13 protein-coding genes are annotated in these 15,156 nt (G+C 37.5%); 5 read left to right on the top strand and 8 right to left on the bottom strand.

Annotation, left to right across the window (positions count from 1 at the left end):
* Nucleotides 1–42 precede the first annotated feature (42 nt).
* The 8 genes from ABJ974_RS04795 to ABJ974_RS04760 form a co-directional block, all read right to left on the bottom strand.
* The gene (locus ABJ974_RS04795) at nucleotides 43–528 is read right to left on the bottom strand and encodes a T9SS type A sorting domain-containing protein (protein WP_419870249.1); all 486 of its coding nucleotides are present in this window, start codon (nucleotides 526–528) and stop codon (nucleotides 43–45) included.
* A 35-nt stretch (nucleotides 529–563) separates the two neighbouring features.
* Nucleotides 564–1,520: a hypothetical protein gene (locus ABJ974_RS04790; protein WP_419870248.1), complete on the bottom strand. Its 957-nt coding sequence runs from the start codon at nucleotides 1,518–1,520 to the stop codon at nucleotides 564–566.
* Nucleotides 1,521–1,671: 151 nt separating this feature from the next.
* Complete coding sequence (locus tag ABJ974_RS04785; protein WP_419870247.1) at nucleotides 1,672–3,000, bottom strand: hydroxymethylglutaryl-CoA synthase family protein; 1,329 nt, start codon at nucleotides 2,998–3,000, stop codon at nucleotides 1,672–1,674.
* Between the two features lie 254 nt (nucleotides 3,001–3,254).
* Nucleotides 3,255–5,765 (bottom strand): M1 family aminopeptidase, encoded by a 2,511-nt coding sequence (locus ABJ974_RS04780; RefSeq protein WP_419870246.1) that lies wholly within the window; start codon nucleotides 5,763–5,765, stop codon nucleotides 3,255–3,257.
* The gene (locus ABJ974_RS04775; protein WP_419870245.1) at nucleotides 5,765–5,995 is read right to left on the bottom strand and encodes a hypothetical protein; all 231 of its coding nucleotides are present in this window, start codon (nucleotides 5,993–5,995) and stop codon (nucleotides 5,765–5,767) included. The genes ABJ974_RS04780 and ABJ974_RS04775 overlap by 1 nt, the downstream gene beginning before the upstream one ends.
* Nucleotide 5,996: 1 nt before the next feature.
* On the bottom strand, nucleotides 5,997–7,316 hold the full coding sequence (locus tag ABJ974_RS04770; protein WP_419870244.1) for a serine hydrolase domain-containing protein: 1,320 nt from the start codon (nucleotides 7,314–7,316) through the stop codon (nucleotides 5,997–5,999).
* 83 nt (nucleotides 7,317–7,399) lie between these two features.
* Nucleotides 7,400–8,194, bottom strand: coding sequence for a thymidylate synthase (locus tag ABJ974_RS04765; RefSeq protein ID WP_419870243.1), 795 nt, complete (start codon nucleotides 8,192–8,194; stop codon nucleotides 7,400–7,402).
* Nucleotides 8,195–8,316: 122 nt separating this feature from the next.
* A complete protein-coding gene (locus ABJ974_RS04760; RefSeq protein WP_419870242.1) occupies nucleotides 8,317–9,066 on the bottom strand; it encodes an SDR family NAD(P)-dependent oxidoreductase in 750 nt (249 codons plus the stop codon).
* 219 nt (nucleotides 9,067–9,285) lie between these two features.
* Here ABJ974_RS04760 and ABJ974_RS04755 point away from each other — a divergent pair, with 219 nt between their 5' ends.
* The 5 genes from ABJ974_RS04755 (at nucleotide 9,286) to ABJ974_RS04735 (ending at nucleotide 15,148) form a co-directional block, all read left to right on the top strand.
* Entirely contained in the window at nucleotides 9,286–10,590 is a 1,305-nt protein-coding gene (locus ABJ974_RS04755; RefSeq protein ID WP_419870241.1) for a TolC family protein, read from the top strand.
* Nucleotides 10,591–10,600: 10 nt separating this feature from the next.
* On the top strand, nucleotides 10,601–11,857 hold the full coding sequence (locus ABJ974_RS04750; RefSeq protein ID WP_419870240.1) for an efflux RND transporter periplasmic adaptor subunit: 1,257 nt from the start codon (nucleotides 10,601–10,603) through the stop codon (nucleotides 11,855–11,857).
* A 42-nt stretch (nucleotides 11,858–11,899) separates the two neighbouring features.
* Nucleotides 11,900–12,637: an ABC transporter ATP-binding protein gene (locus ABJ974_RS04745; RefSeq protein WP_419870239.1), complete on the top strand. Its 738-nt coding sequence runs from the start codon at nucleotides 11,900–11,902 to the stop codon at nucleotides 12,635–12,637.
* A gap of 107 nt (nucleotides 12,638–12,744) precedes the next feature.
* Nucleotides 12,745–13,962 (top strand): ABC transporter permease, encoded by a 1,218-nt coding sequence (locus tag ABJ974_RS04740; RefSeq protein WP_419870238.1) that lies wholly within the window; start codon nucleotides 12,745–12,747, stop codon nucleotides 13,960–13,962.
* A 127-nt stretch (nucleotides 13,963–14,089) separates the two neighbouring features.
* A complete protein-coding gene (locus ABJ974_RS04735; protein WP_419870237.1) occupies nucleotides 14,090–15,148 on the top strand; it encodes a sensor histidine kinase in 1,059 nt (352 codons plus the stop codon).
* The last annotated feature ends 8 nt before the right edge of the window (nucleotides 15,149–15,156 follow it).

The following is a 15,156-nucleotide window of genomic DNA, read 5'->3' as shown; positions in this document are numbered from 1 at the left end:
TCATCTACTTATAATCCAATCCTATTCAGTCATTAGAAAAAGTTATCTCTTCGTAATGTTTTTACTGAACTTTCTACCATCTTTTAAGGTAAACTGTAAAACATAGACTCCCCAATTATAGCCGGTCATGTTGATCTTCAATTGCTTGTTTAGGTTGGCAAGATTTTGCTGCTGGAACTTCCAGTGAACAGTACTGTGCTCATATAGTGAAACAGACGCAATAAGCTCATCAAGCTCATCTGTCCAGTCTATTGTAAGGATATCATTTACCGGAACAGGATATAAGCGCACTTGTTTCCAAAATTCTTTTTCATCTATCGCTAAAGATGATGTTTGAAGGGTTTCACTAGATTTTTCCAGGGATCGAACCTCTCTTTTACCAATCTCATCTTGAGCTTTCTTGCCACTTATATTGGTTCCCCGGTATCGTTGGTTTCCAGCTTCATCGTATTTGAAATAAACTTTGGTCTGAGAAAAACCAAGGATACTTACTCCCAGAGAGAATAGAGATAATAGTTTTGTTTTCATCAAAAATTTGTGTTTTAATTTTATAAGAATACTTCTTATCTTTTTTCAGAAAGAAGCTGTTTCAATTGACTTTCCAGTTTTTCAATCTTTTCAGATTGCTGCATTAAAGTCTCATTCTCTTTTTGTAAATTTTTAATCTGCTTATTCTGTTCTATGGAATAAAGGGTAAGCTCTTCAACCTTTTCCAAAAGCTTAGCATTCATTTGCCCTAGTCCAATTCCATTCTCTTCGACTTCTTTTGCAGATGGAATATTAGGTAAATGTCCTTTTTCAGAAATATATTTTTCGATGTCTTCTAAGCTGTTAAGAGTATAGTTGTTTTCAAAAACATAATCAGGCCAGTTTTGTAGATCTACTTTTACTTCTTTAGCATGAACTATTCCATTCACATCTAATTTATTAGTTGGATTACTAATCCCAATTCCGACATTACCATTATCTATGGCTGCAAAATTTGAAGTTTTCCCATTAATATCAGTACTCCCATAGTAAGTTCCCTTAGGAAGATTATAAAGAGGATCATGAATAGACACCGTTGCAAGGCTTAAACCGGCTGCATCCTGATATGCTCCAGTATTAGATATCAATTCTGCATTAGCATAATAATATTTCGTTCCTCCTCTTAAAAAAACTATAATATTATTGGTCTCATTTGCAGCTAAAACCCTTCCTAAAAAATGGACCACTTTAGAACTTGGTAATGTTGTTTCAAATCCAGAAGAGAAATTATCCACTCTTAGACCATTTCCTCTTGATCCCCATCCGTTTCCAATACCTGTTATAGCAACAATACCATGAGCCAGCCAGTTTCTCCCTTCATGAATATTTGGACGAGATATAAAAAAAGTTCTGTTACCTCCATCAGGAGTTGTCGACTTAAAACTTACAGGAACATACTGATTAACATTTCCAGCAGTCGTAAAACTTGAGAAAGTTTGTGATTGAACATTGTGAAAAATCACAAAAATTAAAATAAATAGAATTTTTTTCATCAAATGCGTATTTTTAATTAAAATATATACAAATTTAAACTCAACAAGTTATTCTCAGCCTTCATTTAACAAACTTAAAACAACTTATATTTTAATTCCATAAAAAAAGCCTCTTACAGAGACTTTTCAATATATAATATCGCAATTCTTTTCAAGAAAGATAATCATAATACCTTGCTCCCTGCAAAACCGGGCTATCAGGTTCTATGGACTCCAGGCCGAAACCTTTATAATCTTTATTAACGGAATGTTTTAACTGCTTTCTGTGTAATTTCTCATAAGTGTCAAAATCAATAGAAGTCCTTTTATTCAGTTGTTCAAAAAGATTCCATTTTGAAACCACATCCTTCCAGTTTCCGGAAACCTTCCCTGCAAAAACCTTGGATTTCGAACCGCTTCCATATCCCAGAAAGCCAATTTCCTGTCCTGCAAGGTCTTCATTCTCATTATAAGAAGTAGCTAAAGCAGAAAGAAGCGCCATAAAAATAGATGCTGTATACATATTCCCTATTTCCGAAGATGCCCGTTGTGATTTCTCTATTTTTTCATTGATGAAATTGATATATTCTTCAGATTTGGCCACTGCCTTTTGTTCCTCAGGAGTTTGATAGGATATATTATTTTCTAAACTATAAATCTCTGTAAAAACTCTTTTCCCATGAAATGCGTAAGGAAGATGAAAAATAAGATACTTCCAGTTTTCATATGGTTTTTGCTGCCCTGTAATATCTTTGTAATGCTGATAAGCTTCACGTATTCTGTCCTGGTAACACTGATTGGAATACTGGCCGTCAAATACAGGCTCATCGGTAAATATCTCAATAGTATCAGGAAAAGATTCCGGAGCATTTACCAAATTTTCTTTTGGGTATTGTCTTCTCGGCTTAAAGAAATCAAAAACACTTTCCGTAGCTACTCCCCAGTTATTTTCAATTTCCAAAAGGTCAGGTTTAGAAGAAACCAATAAAGCAACAGCACCTCCTCCCTGGGTATACTCACCTGAGGATGCCAATTCATATTTAGCATAATCACTGGCAATAACAACAGCTTTCTTATCCGGATTTACCCTTACAAAGTCTAAAGAATTGTGTAATGCATCCACTGCTCCTACACAGGCAAAGGTCATGTCCACTACATCACAGTTTCTGAAGCATCTCTCTCCAAATTCTTTTTCCAGGACCTTTTCTACCATCTGCATGGCATAGGTAGCTGTAGGTTTCGCCGCATCGAGGGCACTTTCAGTTCCTAAGTAAATTCTTGAAATATCTTTAGGGTTAATATTATAATCTTTGATCAATTTCAGCAATGATTCTGCTGCAAATGTAGCTGCATCTTCATGAACATCCGGCAACGCCATCTTATGTAAACCAAGGCCCTTTTCCAGTTTTGCCGGCTCAATGCCTCTTTTTTCTGCTAAATCTTTTATTTCCAAATACAAAGAAGGCACATAATAGCTTGCTGCCTCTATTCCAAAACTCATATTTTTAATTTTTATACGAATTTAAAAAAGAAAACTTGAACAGACCCGCATTATTGTCCAGTTTTTATATGAATATATATTCCAAAGGGATAATATATGATATAAATCAAGTATTCATTTATCCCTGACATTGAATATCTCACCCCTCATTAAGTAAACCCGAAGAAAAGCTTTACTTGTAAATCAATATTCTTGTTAAATAAAAACGGCATCTTACTTAGATGCCGTTTTTTATTTTAATCTGTTTAAGATTATTATTTATAACTCTCAATAGCCTTGTTTAATGCATCAATCTGAGGGTTAATGCTGGCTGCCTGCTGAGGATTTTGTTTTAATAAATCCATTTTTTTACTTAATCCGTCTTTCAGCATCTGATGGATCATCATCTTAGCCTGAGGATTTTCTGCAATCTGACTTTTCGCCTGACCCAATATTTTGGTAATACTTTCAGTAGCCTTCAAATTATCAGAGGACATGATCCAGTTGAATCCTTCCTCTGCAGATTTCCCTAATTCGGGATCCTGGAATTTCACAAACGGATAGAATGCTGCAATCGGTGCAATATTCGCCATCTGGGAAGTGACTTTATTTTTAACAACGATAGGCAGCATTTGAGTAAGTAAATCCTCAGATGCATTCTCCAGATCGATCTTATCTGCCAAAGCACTTATTCTGGAAGGATCGATAGCAGAAATGGCTCCTAATGAATTTCCTCTTACAGAATTGGAAACTGCATTTAATCCTTTTTCAAAGATAGGAAGGTACTTTTTATCCTTAGTCTTAGCCAATGCCGCAATTGCAGAGGCCTGAACCAATGTTTTAGGATCATTGTTCGCCAGTTTTTCAACATCGCCTGCCAATGCTTTAGACTGATCTCCATTGGAAAGGTCCATCAATTCCAACGCTTTCATTCTCACTCGGAAGAAAGGATCTTTTAATGCTGCAGATAATAATTTTGTAGCGGAAGCATTTTTTCCTACCTGGTCTTTGATTCCGTTCAAAGCGTTATATCTGCTTTTAAATTCTTTGGAATTAGTAAACTGCATCAGGTATTGCTCTGGTGTTTTCGTATCGGTGATATCTGCCAGTAAAACTCCGTCTGCATTAATGTTTACTAAATCAGGATTTTTAGACGTATCAAAATTAAATGTATTCTTGGCTGTTGCATTTACCCATACGTTATATCTCTTAGGTTTCCCGTTATCATATACATCAATAGCCAGTGGGAATTCAAAAGGAAGTTCCTGGCTCTGGTTGATCGTTACCGCCACCTGTTTTTTAACCGGTTCAAAGGTATATGTATAGTTGATCTTCGGATTTCCGCTTCCGTAATACCATTGATTAAAGAACCAGTTCAGATCTTTTCCTGATACTTTTTCAAAAGAAAGCCTTAGCTGATGAGCTTCAGCATTTTGATATTCATTTGTTTTCAGATAATCGTTCATGCCCGCAAAAAAAGCATCATCTCCCAGATAATTCCTTAGCATATGCAGGATCCCTCCTCCTTTCTGATAGGTTACAAGGTCAAAAACATCTTCACGGGAAGCATAATCAAATCTTACCAGGTTCTTATTAAAATCCCCCGGATTATGGATGTACATATTAACATCGGACATCAGGTGGTAATCTGCCTGATCTTTTCCATATTTATATTCGTTCCACAGATATTCGGAATAGTTGGCAAAAGATTCATTCACCGTAAGGTTACTCCAGCTTTCAGCAGTTACAAGGTCCCCGAACCAATGGTGGAAAAGTTCATGGGCGATAACATCTTCCCATTTGTTTTCATCGATTAGCTGCCCCGGCTTCTGAAGCACAGAGCTTCCATGTAATGTAGCCGTCGTATTTTCCATTGCTCCACTTACGTAATCTCTACCTGAAATCTGAGCATATTTGGCCCATGGATAATCATATCCGAGCTTTTTAGAGAAGAAATCAATCATCTCCGGAGTATTTCCGTAGATCTGCTTTGCATAAGGCTCATATTCTTTCTCTATATAATAATCTACAGGAACATTTTTCCATTTATCTTTAACAATGGCATATTCTCCTACTCCCATAAAGAAAAGGTAGGTGGAATGTCTTTTATCCATTACCCAATGGTCTGTTCTTAATCCGTTGGATTCTTTTTTGGATTCTTTTAAAACCCCGTTGGAAAGCGTTACATATTTATCAGGAACGGTCATATAGATTTCCTGAGTTGTTTTCTGATTGGGCTTATCTATAGTCGGGAACCATGCGGATGAAGATTCCGTTTCTCCCTGAGTCCAGATTTGGGTTGGCTTATCGGGATCTTTTCCCTGCGCATTAATGAAGTATAAACCTTTGGCATCATTGATAGCCGCACTGCCTTCCTGTTTTACTTCATTCGGACGGGAGGTATATTTGATGTAAACCGTATATTGCTGGTTTCTCTGATACGTTTTATCTAAAGCAATTTTTAAAACATCATCTTTATAATCATATTTTAAAGGAGACATTTTACCATTGTTATCTAAAGCTACTTCATGGATAAGCATTCCTTTGGCATCCAGTGTCAGCTCATTGGTAGGATAGAAATAAGGAGATGCCGTCAACCATTCCTCTCCGTTCATCTGCTCTTTTTCGTAGTCAAAATTAACTTTAAGCTTGGTATGCTTAAGCTCTGTCACTTTTGTATGAGTAGCTCTGTACACTTTCTCCCTTCCTGAGGTATCCGTTTGGGCCCATACATTTCCGGAAAATATCATTCCCAGTATGGCAATAGATAAAATAGCCTTTTTCATTATTTTTTAGAATTATTTTTTGTCAATATATCAAAAATATCGTTAACGAGGGTTTCATAGTCCCCTTTTTTAAGTTGTTCTTTAGTTTTAGCAAATGCTTTTTTCAGTTCACTTTCGGGATTTTCTTCGACGATGATTTCCGCTGAACTTACTCCTTTTAATTGAAGAACAGCATTTTTCAATGCTTCAATATCTGCCTTTTCTTCAATATTTATTTTTAAATGTTTCATATTATTCTTTTGTAAAGGTGTTCTTTATTCCGCTCTGAATAATAATAAACTGCTTTTTTGCCGGATAAAAATCAATCACAATCCTTGCTGCATCAAATTTAAAGCTGGTATCGGAAACTGCTTCGAGAGGAAATTCACTCTGCCCCGTTGCCTGAGCCATAAGTTTTTTATTCCTGATAAAGATATTAATTTTTAAAGGGATATCGGGAGAGCTATATGTTCCCACGAATTTCTGAAGTTCAGCTTCGGGAATTTCATAGGATCTAAAAGAAGGCATCTCAAAATCCTTTCCTGTAGCTGCCTCCAACATTTTGATCGAAATCTCATTGGTATCCATATCCGCCTGATTGGTGGTATAGCTTATAGCCGTTTTGAGATCAGGGAAATAAAAGAGTACGGACCTGAAATTATCTATACCCCCTGTATGTCCGAATCCCCAATATTCATCAAAAGGAACTTTTACCAATCCGTACCCATAGTTTTCATTAAAGCTTTTCATCTTTTCCAGACTTTCTTTTCGGAGCAGCTTTCCTTTTTCGAGACCAAGAATAAATTGTAAAAGCTCAGTAGGTGTGGAAATAATATTTCCGGCTCCTATAGGAATACTCATATCTGTTTCTGATGAAAGATCATATTTCCCATTAATAAACTGATAAGACTGGGCCTGATTTTTCGTAGGATCAATTTTCCCTCCTACTTTCGTTAAAGTTAAGCGTAAAGGTTTTACAATTTTCTGTTTAATCAGCTCCGCATATGTTTTCTTATATATCTTTTCAAGAATAAAACCTAGCAGAATGTAATTGGAATTGCTGTATTCATATCTGGTACCGGGCTCAAAATCACTTTTGTATTTTTTGATTATCGTAACCAGGCTGTTCTCTGTCTGTGGCTGGGTATGATATTGCCAATATCCGGCTTCATTGGTCAGATTATGAATTCCGGTCCTGTGCTGCAGTAAGTTTTCAATGGTAATTTTATGGGCATTGGGAATGTCCGGATAAAATTCAGACAGCTTTTTATCAAGGGAGATTTTCTTTTCTTCTACTGCCTTCATGATTAATACTGCGGTAAAAGTTTTGGAAATAGAGCCAATACGGTATTGTGTATTCATATTAGCCTTCTGCTGTTTTTCCACATCGGAAAAGCCTGTTACCTTGAGGAAAGATGGCTGATCATGATCTGCAAATGCAAAGCTTCCCATCACTTTATGATTGACAAATAAAGAATCCAGGTAATCTCCAAGTTTTTTTCTTACTCCATTCTGAGAAAAAACAACAGTGGAAACCATTAAAGCAACCAATAAGTAAAACTTTTTAATCATAAACAGATTTTACTGATAAGTTGAAAAAATTTAATAAATGTTACAAAAAAAGTGAAGCATAAGCCTCACTTAGTATTTATTTATTAAACAGCAACAGGCGCTTTAATTCCCGGATGCGGATCATAATTTTCCAGAGTGAAATCTTCAAAACTGAAATTAAAAATATCTTTAATCTCAGGATTCAGCTTCATCGTCGGTAATGGTCTCGGTTCCCGTGAAAGCTGTTTTTTAACCTGCTCAAAATGATTATTATAAATGTGAACATCCCCAAAACTATGCACATAATCTCCCACCTCCAGATCACAGACCTGCGCTACCATCATAAGTAATAATGCATAACTGGCTATATTGAAAGGAACTCCAAGAAAGACATCTGCACTTCGCTGATAAAGTTGTAAAGATAACTTGCCATCAGCCACATAAAACTGGAACATGGCATGACAAGGTGCTAAAGCCATAGCAGGAATTTCCGCAACGTTCCATGCAGAAACGATCAGCCTTCTGGAATCAGGATTTTTTTTAATCTGTTCTATCACTGCTGAAATCTGATCTATAATTTGATGATCTGCTCCTCTCCAGCTTCTCCACTGAGCTCCGTAAACCGGTCCGAGGTTTCCGTTCTCATCTGCCCATTCGTCCCATATGCTTACTCCGTGATCATTCAGGTATTGAATATTGGTATCTCCTTTCAGGAACCAGAGCAATTCATAAATAATAGATTTTACATGAACTTTTTTGGTAGTTACCAAAGGAAAACCTTTTGACAGATCATATCGTAACTGATACCCGAAAACACTGCGTGTTCCTGTTCCCGTTCTATCCGTTTTATCGGTCCCGTTATCTAAAATATGCTGTAAAAGGTCTAAATAATTCTGCATGTCAAAAACTCATTTTATGTTCCAAATTTAGAAAAAACAAAATGAAAACCTATTATCATAGATCATAAAAAAAGCACTCATTTTCATAAGTGCCTTCTATTGAAATCAAGTTAAAAAACCTGTTAGACTGCTGTATAACCTCCATCTACAAGGTAATAACCACCTGTCATGAAAGAAGATTTTTCCGAGCTTAAGAATAATACAAGCTCTGCAACTTCCTGTGCGGTCCCCAATCTGCCCATCGGATGTTTTCCAACCAAAGCTGCTCTTGCATTACTATCCATATTCTCAAGCAAAGGAGTTTCGATATATCCCGGACCTACTGAATTACAACGTATGTTCTTTTGTCCGTATTCCACACCGATATTTTTGGTTAAACCTACCACCGCATGCTTAGCTGCAGTATAGGCAGAAGAAAGTGGCGCAGCAACGGTACCGTGGATAGAAGCAATATTAACAATTACTCCGCCTCCGTTTTTCTCCATTTGAGTCAGCTCATATTTGCATCCGTAAAATACTCCGTCTAAGTTGATGCTTAAAACTTTTCTCCAGCTGTCCAGTCCATAATCACCCGTTAAAGCTGCTTCTCCTCCAATTCCTGCATTATTACATGCAATATCCAGTCTTCCGTATATTTCAACTGTTGCCTTGACCAACGCTTCAATCTCCTGCGCATTAGAAGTATCCGCCTTTACAAAGGTGGCTTTACCTCCTGCAGATTTAATTTTTTCTACTGCCTGTTTACCATGTTCTTCATTGATATCAGATACTATAACTTTAGCACCTTCTTTAGCGTATGTCTGTGCAATAGCGAGACCTATTCCGGATCCCGCACCTGTTACCAAGGCAACTTTGTTTTCTAAAATTCCCATAAAATGTGATCTTTAAAATTATTATTATGTTAAATCTAAGCAGCAAAAACAATGCAAAACTCCGCATACAAGGGAGTTTTTAATACTTAATTAACGTATCTTAAAAATGTCTGTCGAAAAAAAACAGCCTTTCGTCGAGAGAATACCAGCTAATGTCTATTAGAATTGATATTGTATAACGGTTATCCCAACTTTGTCCTGTAAATAAGAACAAGGTATATGAAAAAATTAATTTTAATAGCGTTTTTTTGGGGAACCACAGTACAGGCTCAAAAAGTATGGACGTTACAGGATTGCCTTGATTATGCCGTAACTAATAACATCACCGTTAAAAAAACAGTGCTGGATAAAAGTGCGGCGGAGCTGAATTATCAACAGCAGAAGAACAACAGACTTCCGAGCTTATCCACTTCAGCCTCGGTAGGAGTTACTAACGGATCCAGTATTGATCCTATTACCAGTGATTTCGTAAATGAGACGATATTCTCAAACAGCTTCGGATTGTCAAGTAGTGTTGTTTTATATCAAGGAAATAAAATGAATCTTCAGATAGAAAAAAACAAAATGCTTGTAGATCAGTCCTCCCTCTATCAGAAACAGGCCAAGAACAGTATTGTTTTAAGTGTTCTGGAATCCTATCTTCAGGCCCTTTATTATTATGAAGGAATTAAAATAGCTGAATTTACGGCGAGCTCTACCGCTCAGGAATTAAAGCTGACCCAAATAAAATATAAAAACGGAGCCATTGCCAAATTAGATCTGGCAGATGTGGAAACACAGAGTGCACAAAATCAGTATAATGTGGTGAACAGTCAGAACTTATACAACCAGCAGGTTTTAAAATTAAAACAGCTGTTGGAGCTTGATCCTTCCGTAGATTTTCAGATTGAAAAAGTGACGTTAAGCGATGCTTTGGATATTATTCCGGATAAACTTGAAGTATTTGCTGTTGCCAGAGAAAGCCTTCCTGATGTTAAGATCTATGATATGCAGAATACAATTCTATCCAAAGATCTTGAAATAGCAAAAGCAGGCTACCTTCCTTCCGTATCCCTGAATGCAGGACTCAATACGGGATATAGTAACACGAGAGATTTCGGATACTGGGAACAGCTGAAAAGTAATTTCAATAAATCTTTAGGGTTGTCCATCAGTATTCCTATTTTTTCTAAAAAGCAGAATGACACGAATGTTAAGCTCGCTCAGATCGATATTGAACAGAATAAACTCGATAAAACAAGTGCTGAAAAAACACTTTATGCCAATATAGAAACGGCCTGGCAGAATGCAATAGCCAACCAGTCCCAGCAGGAAGCGTCAAAAGTCGCCCGTGACAATGCCAAACTGGCTTATGAACTGGCTAATAAAAAGTATGAATTCGGAGGATTAACCACTACCGAGCTTACCGTAAGCAGAAATACTTACTTAAGTAATGAACAGACTTATCTCCAATCCAAATATATGGCTGTCTTATATAATCAGCTTCTGAACTTTTATCAAGGAAAAACGTTAACCTCCAACTAAATCTATTGTTATGAACCCAACTTATAAAAAATATTTTAAAAACTCTATCATTGCACTGATTGTGGTAATTGCCATCTTCTTTGGTTATCAGTTTTTCGGAAAGGAAAAAGAGGCGGCTATACAGGTACAGACTACGAAAATATCTGCTTCTGATGTCACTACATCTGTAACAGCAACGGGAACCGTAGAACCGGTGGACCAGATTGACGTAGGTACACAGGTTTCAGGACTTGTCAACAAAATATATGTAGATTACAACTCCCAGGTGACAAAAGGACAACTGCTTGCCGAGCTGGACAAAACCATTCTACAGGAATCCGTTAATAATGCAATGTCCCAGTATAGTGCCGCTGCCAATGAGCTTAATTATTATCAGCAAAATTATACCAGACAGAGTAATATGTACAAGGCCGGAGTAATCAGTAAAGCGGATTATGAGCAGGCGGCCTACCAGGTAAAAAATGCCCAGCAGACATTAAGCCAGAGAAAAACAGCTTTAGCACAGGCAAAAACCAACCTTGGATATGCCAATATTTATGCTCCCATCGATGGAATTATCCTGAGTAAGGAAGTGGAAGAAGGGCAAACGGTAGCCGCAAGTATGACTACTCCTACCCTCTTTACGATCGCTAAAGATATCACCAAAATGCAGGTGGAAGCCAATGTGGATGAAGCAGATATAGGCGAAGTAGAAGTAGGACAAAGAGTAAGCTTTACAGTAGATGCCTATCCTCAGGAAGAATTCAGTGGAAAGGTAAGACAGGTAAGATTGGCTGCCACTACCGAATCCAACGTAGTTACCTACACCGTAATCGTAGATGCAGACAATCCGGAGCAAAAATTAAAACCGGGACTTACCGCAACCATTACCATTTATACAAAAGAATTAAAAAACATCAATACTATTCCGGCTTCTGCATTAAGCTTTAGCCCTGAATCAGAAACATTACAGCAATATTATGCCCAAAACAATATACAGGCTGATGTTCCTGAAACCAAAACAGGAAAGAATAAAGAAAAATATGTCTGGGTAAAAAACAGCAATAATACCATTTCCCAGAAACTGATCACCATAGGAAGCAATGACGGAGTCAATATACAGGTTGTAAACGGTCTTACCAATACGGATCTTATTGTAACTTCCATGGATGCTGTGGAAACCAAAGTAGCCAAAAGCTCTTCCCAAAGCGGAGACAGCCCGTTCATGCCGAAACGTCCCGGAAGCAATAAAAAGTCTTCCAGCTCAGGGCCGCCTCCCGGAAATTAACAAACGGAAGCTACTGAATGTTTAATCTGAAATCTAAAACTTATGCCCCCTATTATAAAAATAGAAAACCTTAAACGTGATTTCCGGATGGGAGAAGAGGTAGTCCATGCCTTAAAAGGAATAGACCTTACCATCAACGAAGGAGAATTTGTAACCATCATGGGAACAAGTGGCTCGGGAAAATCCACCTTCCTGAATATCTTAGGATGCCTGGACCAGCCTTCTTCGGGAGTCTACGAACTGGACGGTGTTTCTGTAAAGGATCTGACTAAAAATCAACTGGCAGAAATAAGAAACTCCAAAATCGGGTTCATATTTCAGTCATATAACTTACTGGCTAGGACAAGTGCTTTAGAAAATGTAGAACTCCCTCTTTTATACAATTCTAAAGTATCTGCAGAGGAAAGAAGAGAGCGTGCTGTAAAAGCATTGAAACAGGTAGGATTGGAAAGTAGAATGGATCATGTTCCCAGCCAGCTTTCCGGAGGTCAGCAGCAAAGGGTAGCCATTGCCCGGTCATTGGTTAATCATCCCATTATTTTATTAGCGGATGAAGCCACCGGAAACCTGGATACCCGGACCTCCTATGAAGTAATGAACTTATTTCAGGAGCTTAATGACCAGGGAATTACCATCGGGTTCGTAACCCACGAGGATGATATCGCACGATTCAGTAAAAGAACAGTGATCCTTCGCGACGGTAAAATTACAGAAGACCGAATGGTTACAGACCGGCTGTATGCCCCTGAAGAACTGGCCAAGTTGCTTAAAACCGAATAACATTATATTCTTTTCATGATAGAAAAACCGAGACAAACCTCCCGTTAGATAATCTTGTAACCAATTAATTAGGTTTGTCGAGGTTTTTCAATTTTAAAAACATTATTATGAATTTCATCAATTTATTAAAGATAGCCTGGAAAGCCATTCTCCTCAATAAAATGAGAGCAGTCCTCACAATGCTGGGGATCATCATCGGAGTAGCATCCGTTATTGCCATGCTCGCTATCGGAGAAGGATCTAAGGAAAGTATCAAGCAAAATATTTCAAGTATGGGAGCCAATCTTATTACCATCCGCCCCGGTGCCGGAATGATGGGTGGTGTGAGATCCGATCCGACTTCCATGCAGACTTTAACATTGGATGATTATAAGGCTTTGAAATCACAGGCCCATCAGATAAAGGATATTTCTCCTTTGGTAAACGGAAGCGGACAAAGTATTGCAGGGTCCAACAACTGGCCCACTACTATTTACGGAGCTTCACCAGAATATTTATCCATCCGCGATTGGGGGATAGAGTCCGGAGCCATGTTCACGGAGGATGATATTGAATCATTTGGAAAAGTTGCCGTCATCGGAAAAACGGTTCAGGAAAACTTATTTCCTAATGAAGATCCCATCGGAAAAATGATCCGTTTTAAAAATATTCCTTTTAAAGTAATTGGTGTTTTAAAGGAAAAAGGAGAAAACACCTTTGGACAGGACCAGGACGATATTATCATAGCTCCTTACACAGCTGTTCAAAAAAGAATTCTGGCTCAGAATTACCTCCAGTCCATTGTAGCTTCCTCCCTCAGCGAAGAACAGTCCGAAAAGGCAGTGGAAGAAATTACTGCTATCATGCAGAAACAGCATAATATAAAGGAAGGGCAAGATGATAATTTTAATGTATCTTCCCAGCAGGAGCTTATTTCCACTTTCAGCTCTACAAGTGAAATGCTTACCGTACTTTTGGTTGCGATTGCAAGTATTTCCCTGGTAGTGGGCGGAATTGGAATTATGAATATCATGTATGTTTCCGTGAAAGAAAGAACGCGTGAAATCGGGTTAAGAATGGCGATCGGTGCTAAAGATTCGGATATTTTGTTTCAGTTTCTGATAGAATCGGTACTGATCAGTATTACCGGAGGAATTTTAGGAGTCATTATCGGTTTGCTCGCGACATGGGGAATCTCCCAATTTGCAGGCTGGCCGGTAAGTATTACAATGTCATCTATTGTTATTTCCTTTACCGTGTGTACGATTACCGGCGTATTTTTCGGGTGGTATCCTGCAAGAAAAGCCGCTCAGTCTGATCCTATTAATGCCCTGAGATATGAATAACTGGATAAAGAAGATGGAAAATATATGCTGGGACTTCTGGAGAAAAAAAATACATTCGCTTAAAAGGTTTCAGTATTTGCAGAAGTTTAAAATATAATTATTTGTATTTTTAAATCTCATAATTAAAATGAACAATAACCGTAATAACAAATTAGAACTCAGCATCCATATGCTTATATGGATGGTGTTGTTCTTTCTCCCTGCTACATTTACCATTGGTACAGAAAGAAACTGGACAGAAATTTTTTCCCACTTCTGGCTTCAGCTGATATTTATTGCCATAATTTTTTATATCAACTATTTCATTTTTGTCAAATGGTTATTCTCCCGGGAAAGAAATAAGAAAATATTATTTTTTGCAGCCAATCTTCTCCTTCTATTAGTCGTCACTTATCTTAAAAATGAATTTATGGATATGCTAAGACCGGAAAGAGCAGCTGATGTGGTCAGAGCAGGAAAAAAAGATATGGGGCCACCACCCCCTGCAGCATTCAGATATTACCTCGACTTTCTTATTTATCTCATTCCGGTCGCTTTTTCCATTGCCGTCAATTCAGGAAAGAGGATTCGTGATGCGGAAGAAATGAAGAGAGAGGCTGATAATATTAAATTGAAATCCGAACTGCAGCACCTTAAGTTTCAGCTACAACCTCATTTTTTCTTTAATGCTCTTAATAATATTTATTCATTGGTAGACCTATCTCCTGATAAAGCGAAGATCAGTATTCATAATTTAAGCAAACTGATGCGACATTTGCTTTATAAAGCGGAAATGGAAAAGGTAAGCCTGGCTGATGAGATCGATTTTCTTAACAAGTATATTGAACTGATGTCTCTCAGACTCAACGATAATACGAAGGTTATCACGGATTTCCCTACTCACATTCCGGACATAAAAGTAATTCCCTTACTCTTTATCTCTATCGTGGAAAATGCTTTTAAACATGGAGTATCTGCCACCGAGCCATCGGATATTTTTTTTAAAATAAGTGTTCAGGAAAATGAAGTACTGTTCACTGCTTCCAATTCTAATTTTCCAAAGAATGATACTGACCGGAGCGGATCCGGAATCGGTGTCGATAATCTGAAAAAAAGACTGAGCCTTTTGTATCCCGAAAGTCATGAATATAACAATTATCTAAATAATAATATTTATATCGCAGAGATTAAGCTAAAAATTGATTAAATTTATCT

This window comes from Chryseobacterium sp. CT-SW4, assembly GCF_048572715.1.
Taxonomy (GTDB): domain Bacteria; phylum Bacteroidota; class Bacteroidia; order Flavobacteriales; family Weeksellaceae; genus Chryseobacterium.
The sequence above is the reverse complement of the archived record's forward strand: the minus strand, read 5'-3'. Positions and strand labels throughout refer to the sequence as shown.

Coding starts and splice junctions, on each gene's coding strand:
- ABJ974_RS04775 (WP_419870245.1), bottom strand. CDS start 5,995: ATGAAACATTTAAAAATAAATATTGAAGAAAAGGCAGATATTGAAGCA.
- ABJ974_RS04790 (WP_419870248.1), bottom strand. CDS start 1,520: ATGAAAAAAATTCTATTTATTTTAATTTTTGTGATTTTTCACAATGTT.
- ABJ974_RS04765 (WP_419870243.1), bottom strand. CDS start 8,194: ATGCAGAATTATTTAGACCTTTTACAGCATATTTTAGATAACGGGACC.
- ABJ974_RS04755 (WP_419870241.1), top strand. CDS start 9,286: ATGAAAAAATTAATTTTAATAGCGTTTTTTTGGGGAACCACAGTACAG.
- ABJ974_RS04795 (WP_419870249.1), bottom strand. CDS start 528: ATGAAAACAAAACTATTATCTCTATTCTCTCTGGGAGTAAGTATCCTT.
- ABJ974_RS04740 (WP_419870238.1), top strand. CDS start 12,745: ATGAATTTCATCAATTTATTAAAGATAGCCTGGAAAGCCATTCTCCTC.
- ABJ974_RS04785 (WP_419870247.1), bottom strand. CDS start 3,000: ATGAGTTTTGGAATAGAGGCAGCAAGCTATTATGTGCCTTCTTTGTAT.
- ABJ974_RS04745 (WP_419870239.1), top strand. CDS start 11,900: ATGCCCCCTATTATAAAAATAGAAAACCTTAAACGTGATTTCCGGATG.
- ABJ974_RS04750 (WP_419870240.1), top strand. CDS start 10,601: ATGAACCCAACTTATAAAAAATATTTTAAAAACTCTATCATTGCACTG.
- ABJ974_RS04760 (WP_419870242.1), bottom strand. CDS start 9,066: ATGGGAATTTTAGAAAACAAAGTTGCCTTGGTAACAGGTGCGGGATCC.
- ABJ974_RS04780 (WP_419870246.1), bottom strand. CDS start 5,765: ATGAAAAAGGCTATTTTATCTATTGCCATACTGGGAATGATATTTTCC.
- ABJ974_RS04770 (WP_419870244.1), bottom strand. CDS start 7,316: ATGATTAAAAAGTTTTACTTATTGGTTGCTTTAATGGTTTCCACTGTT.
- ABJ974_RS04735 (WP_419870237.1), top strand. CDS start 14,090: ATGAACAATAACCGTAATAACAAATTAGAACTCAGCATCCATATGCTT.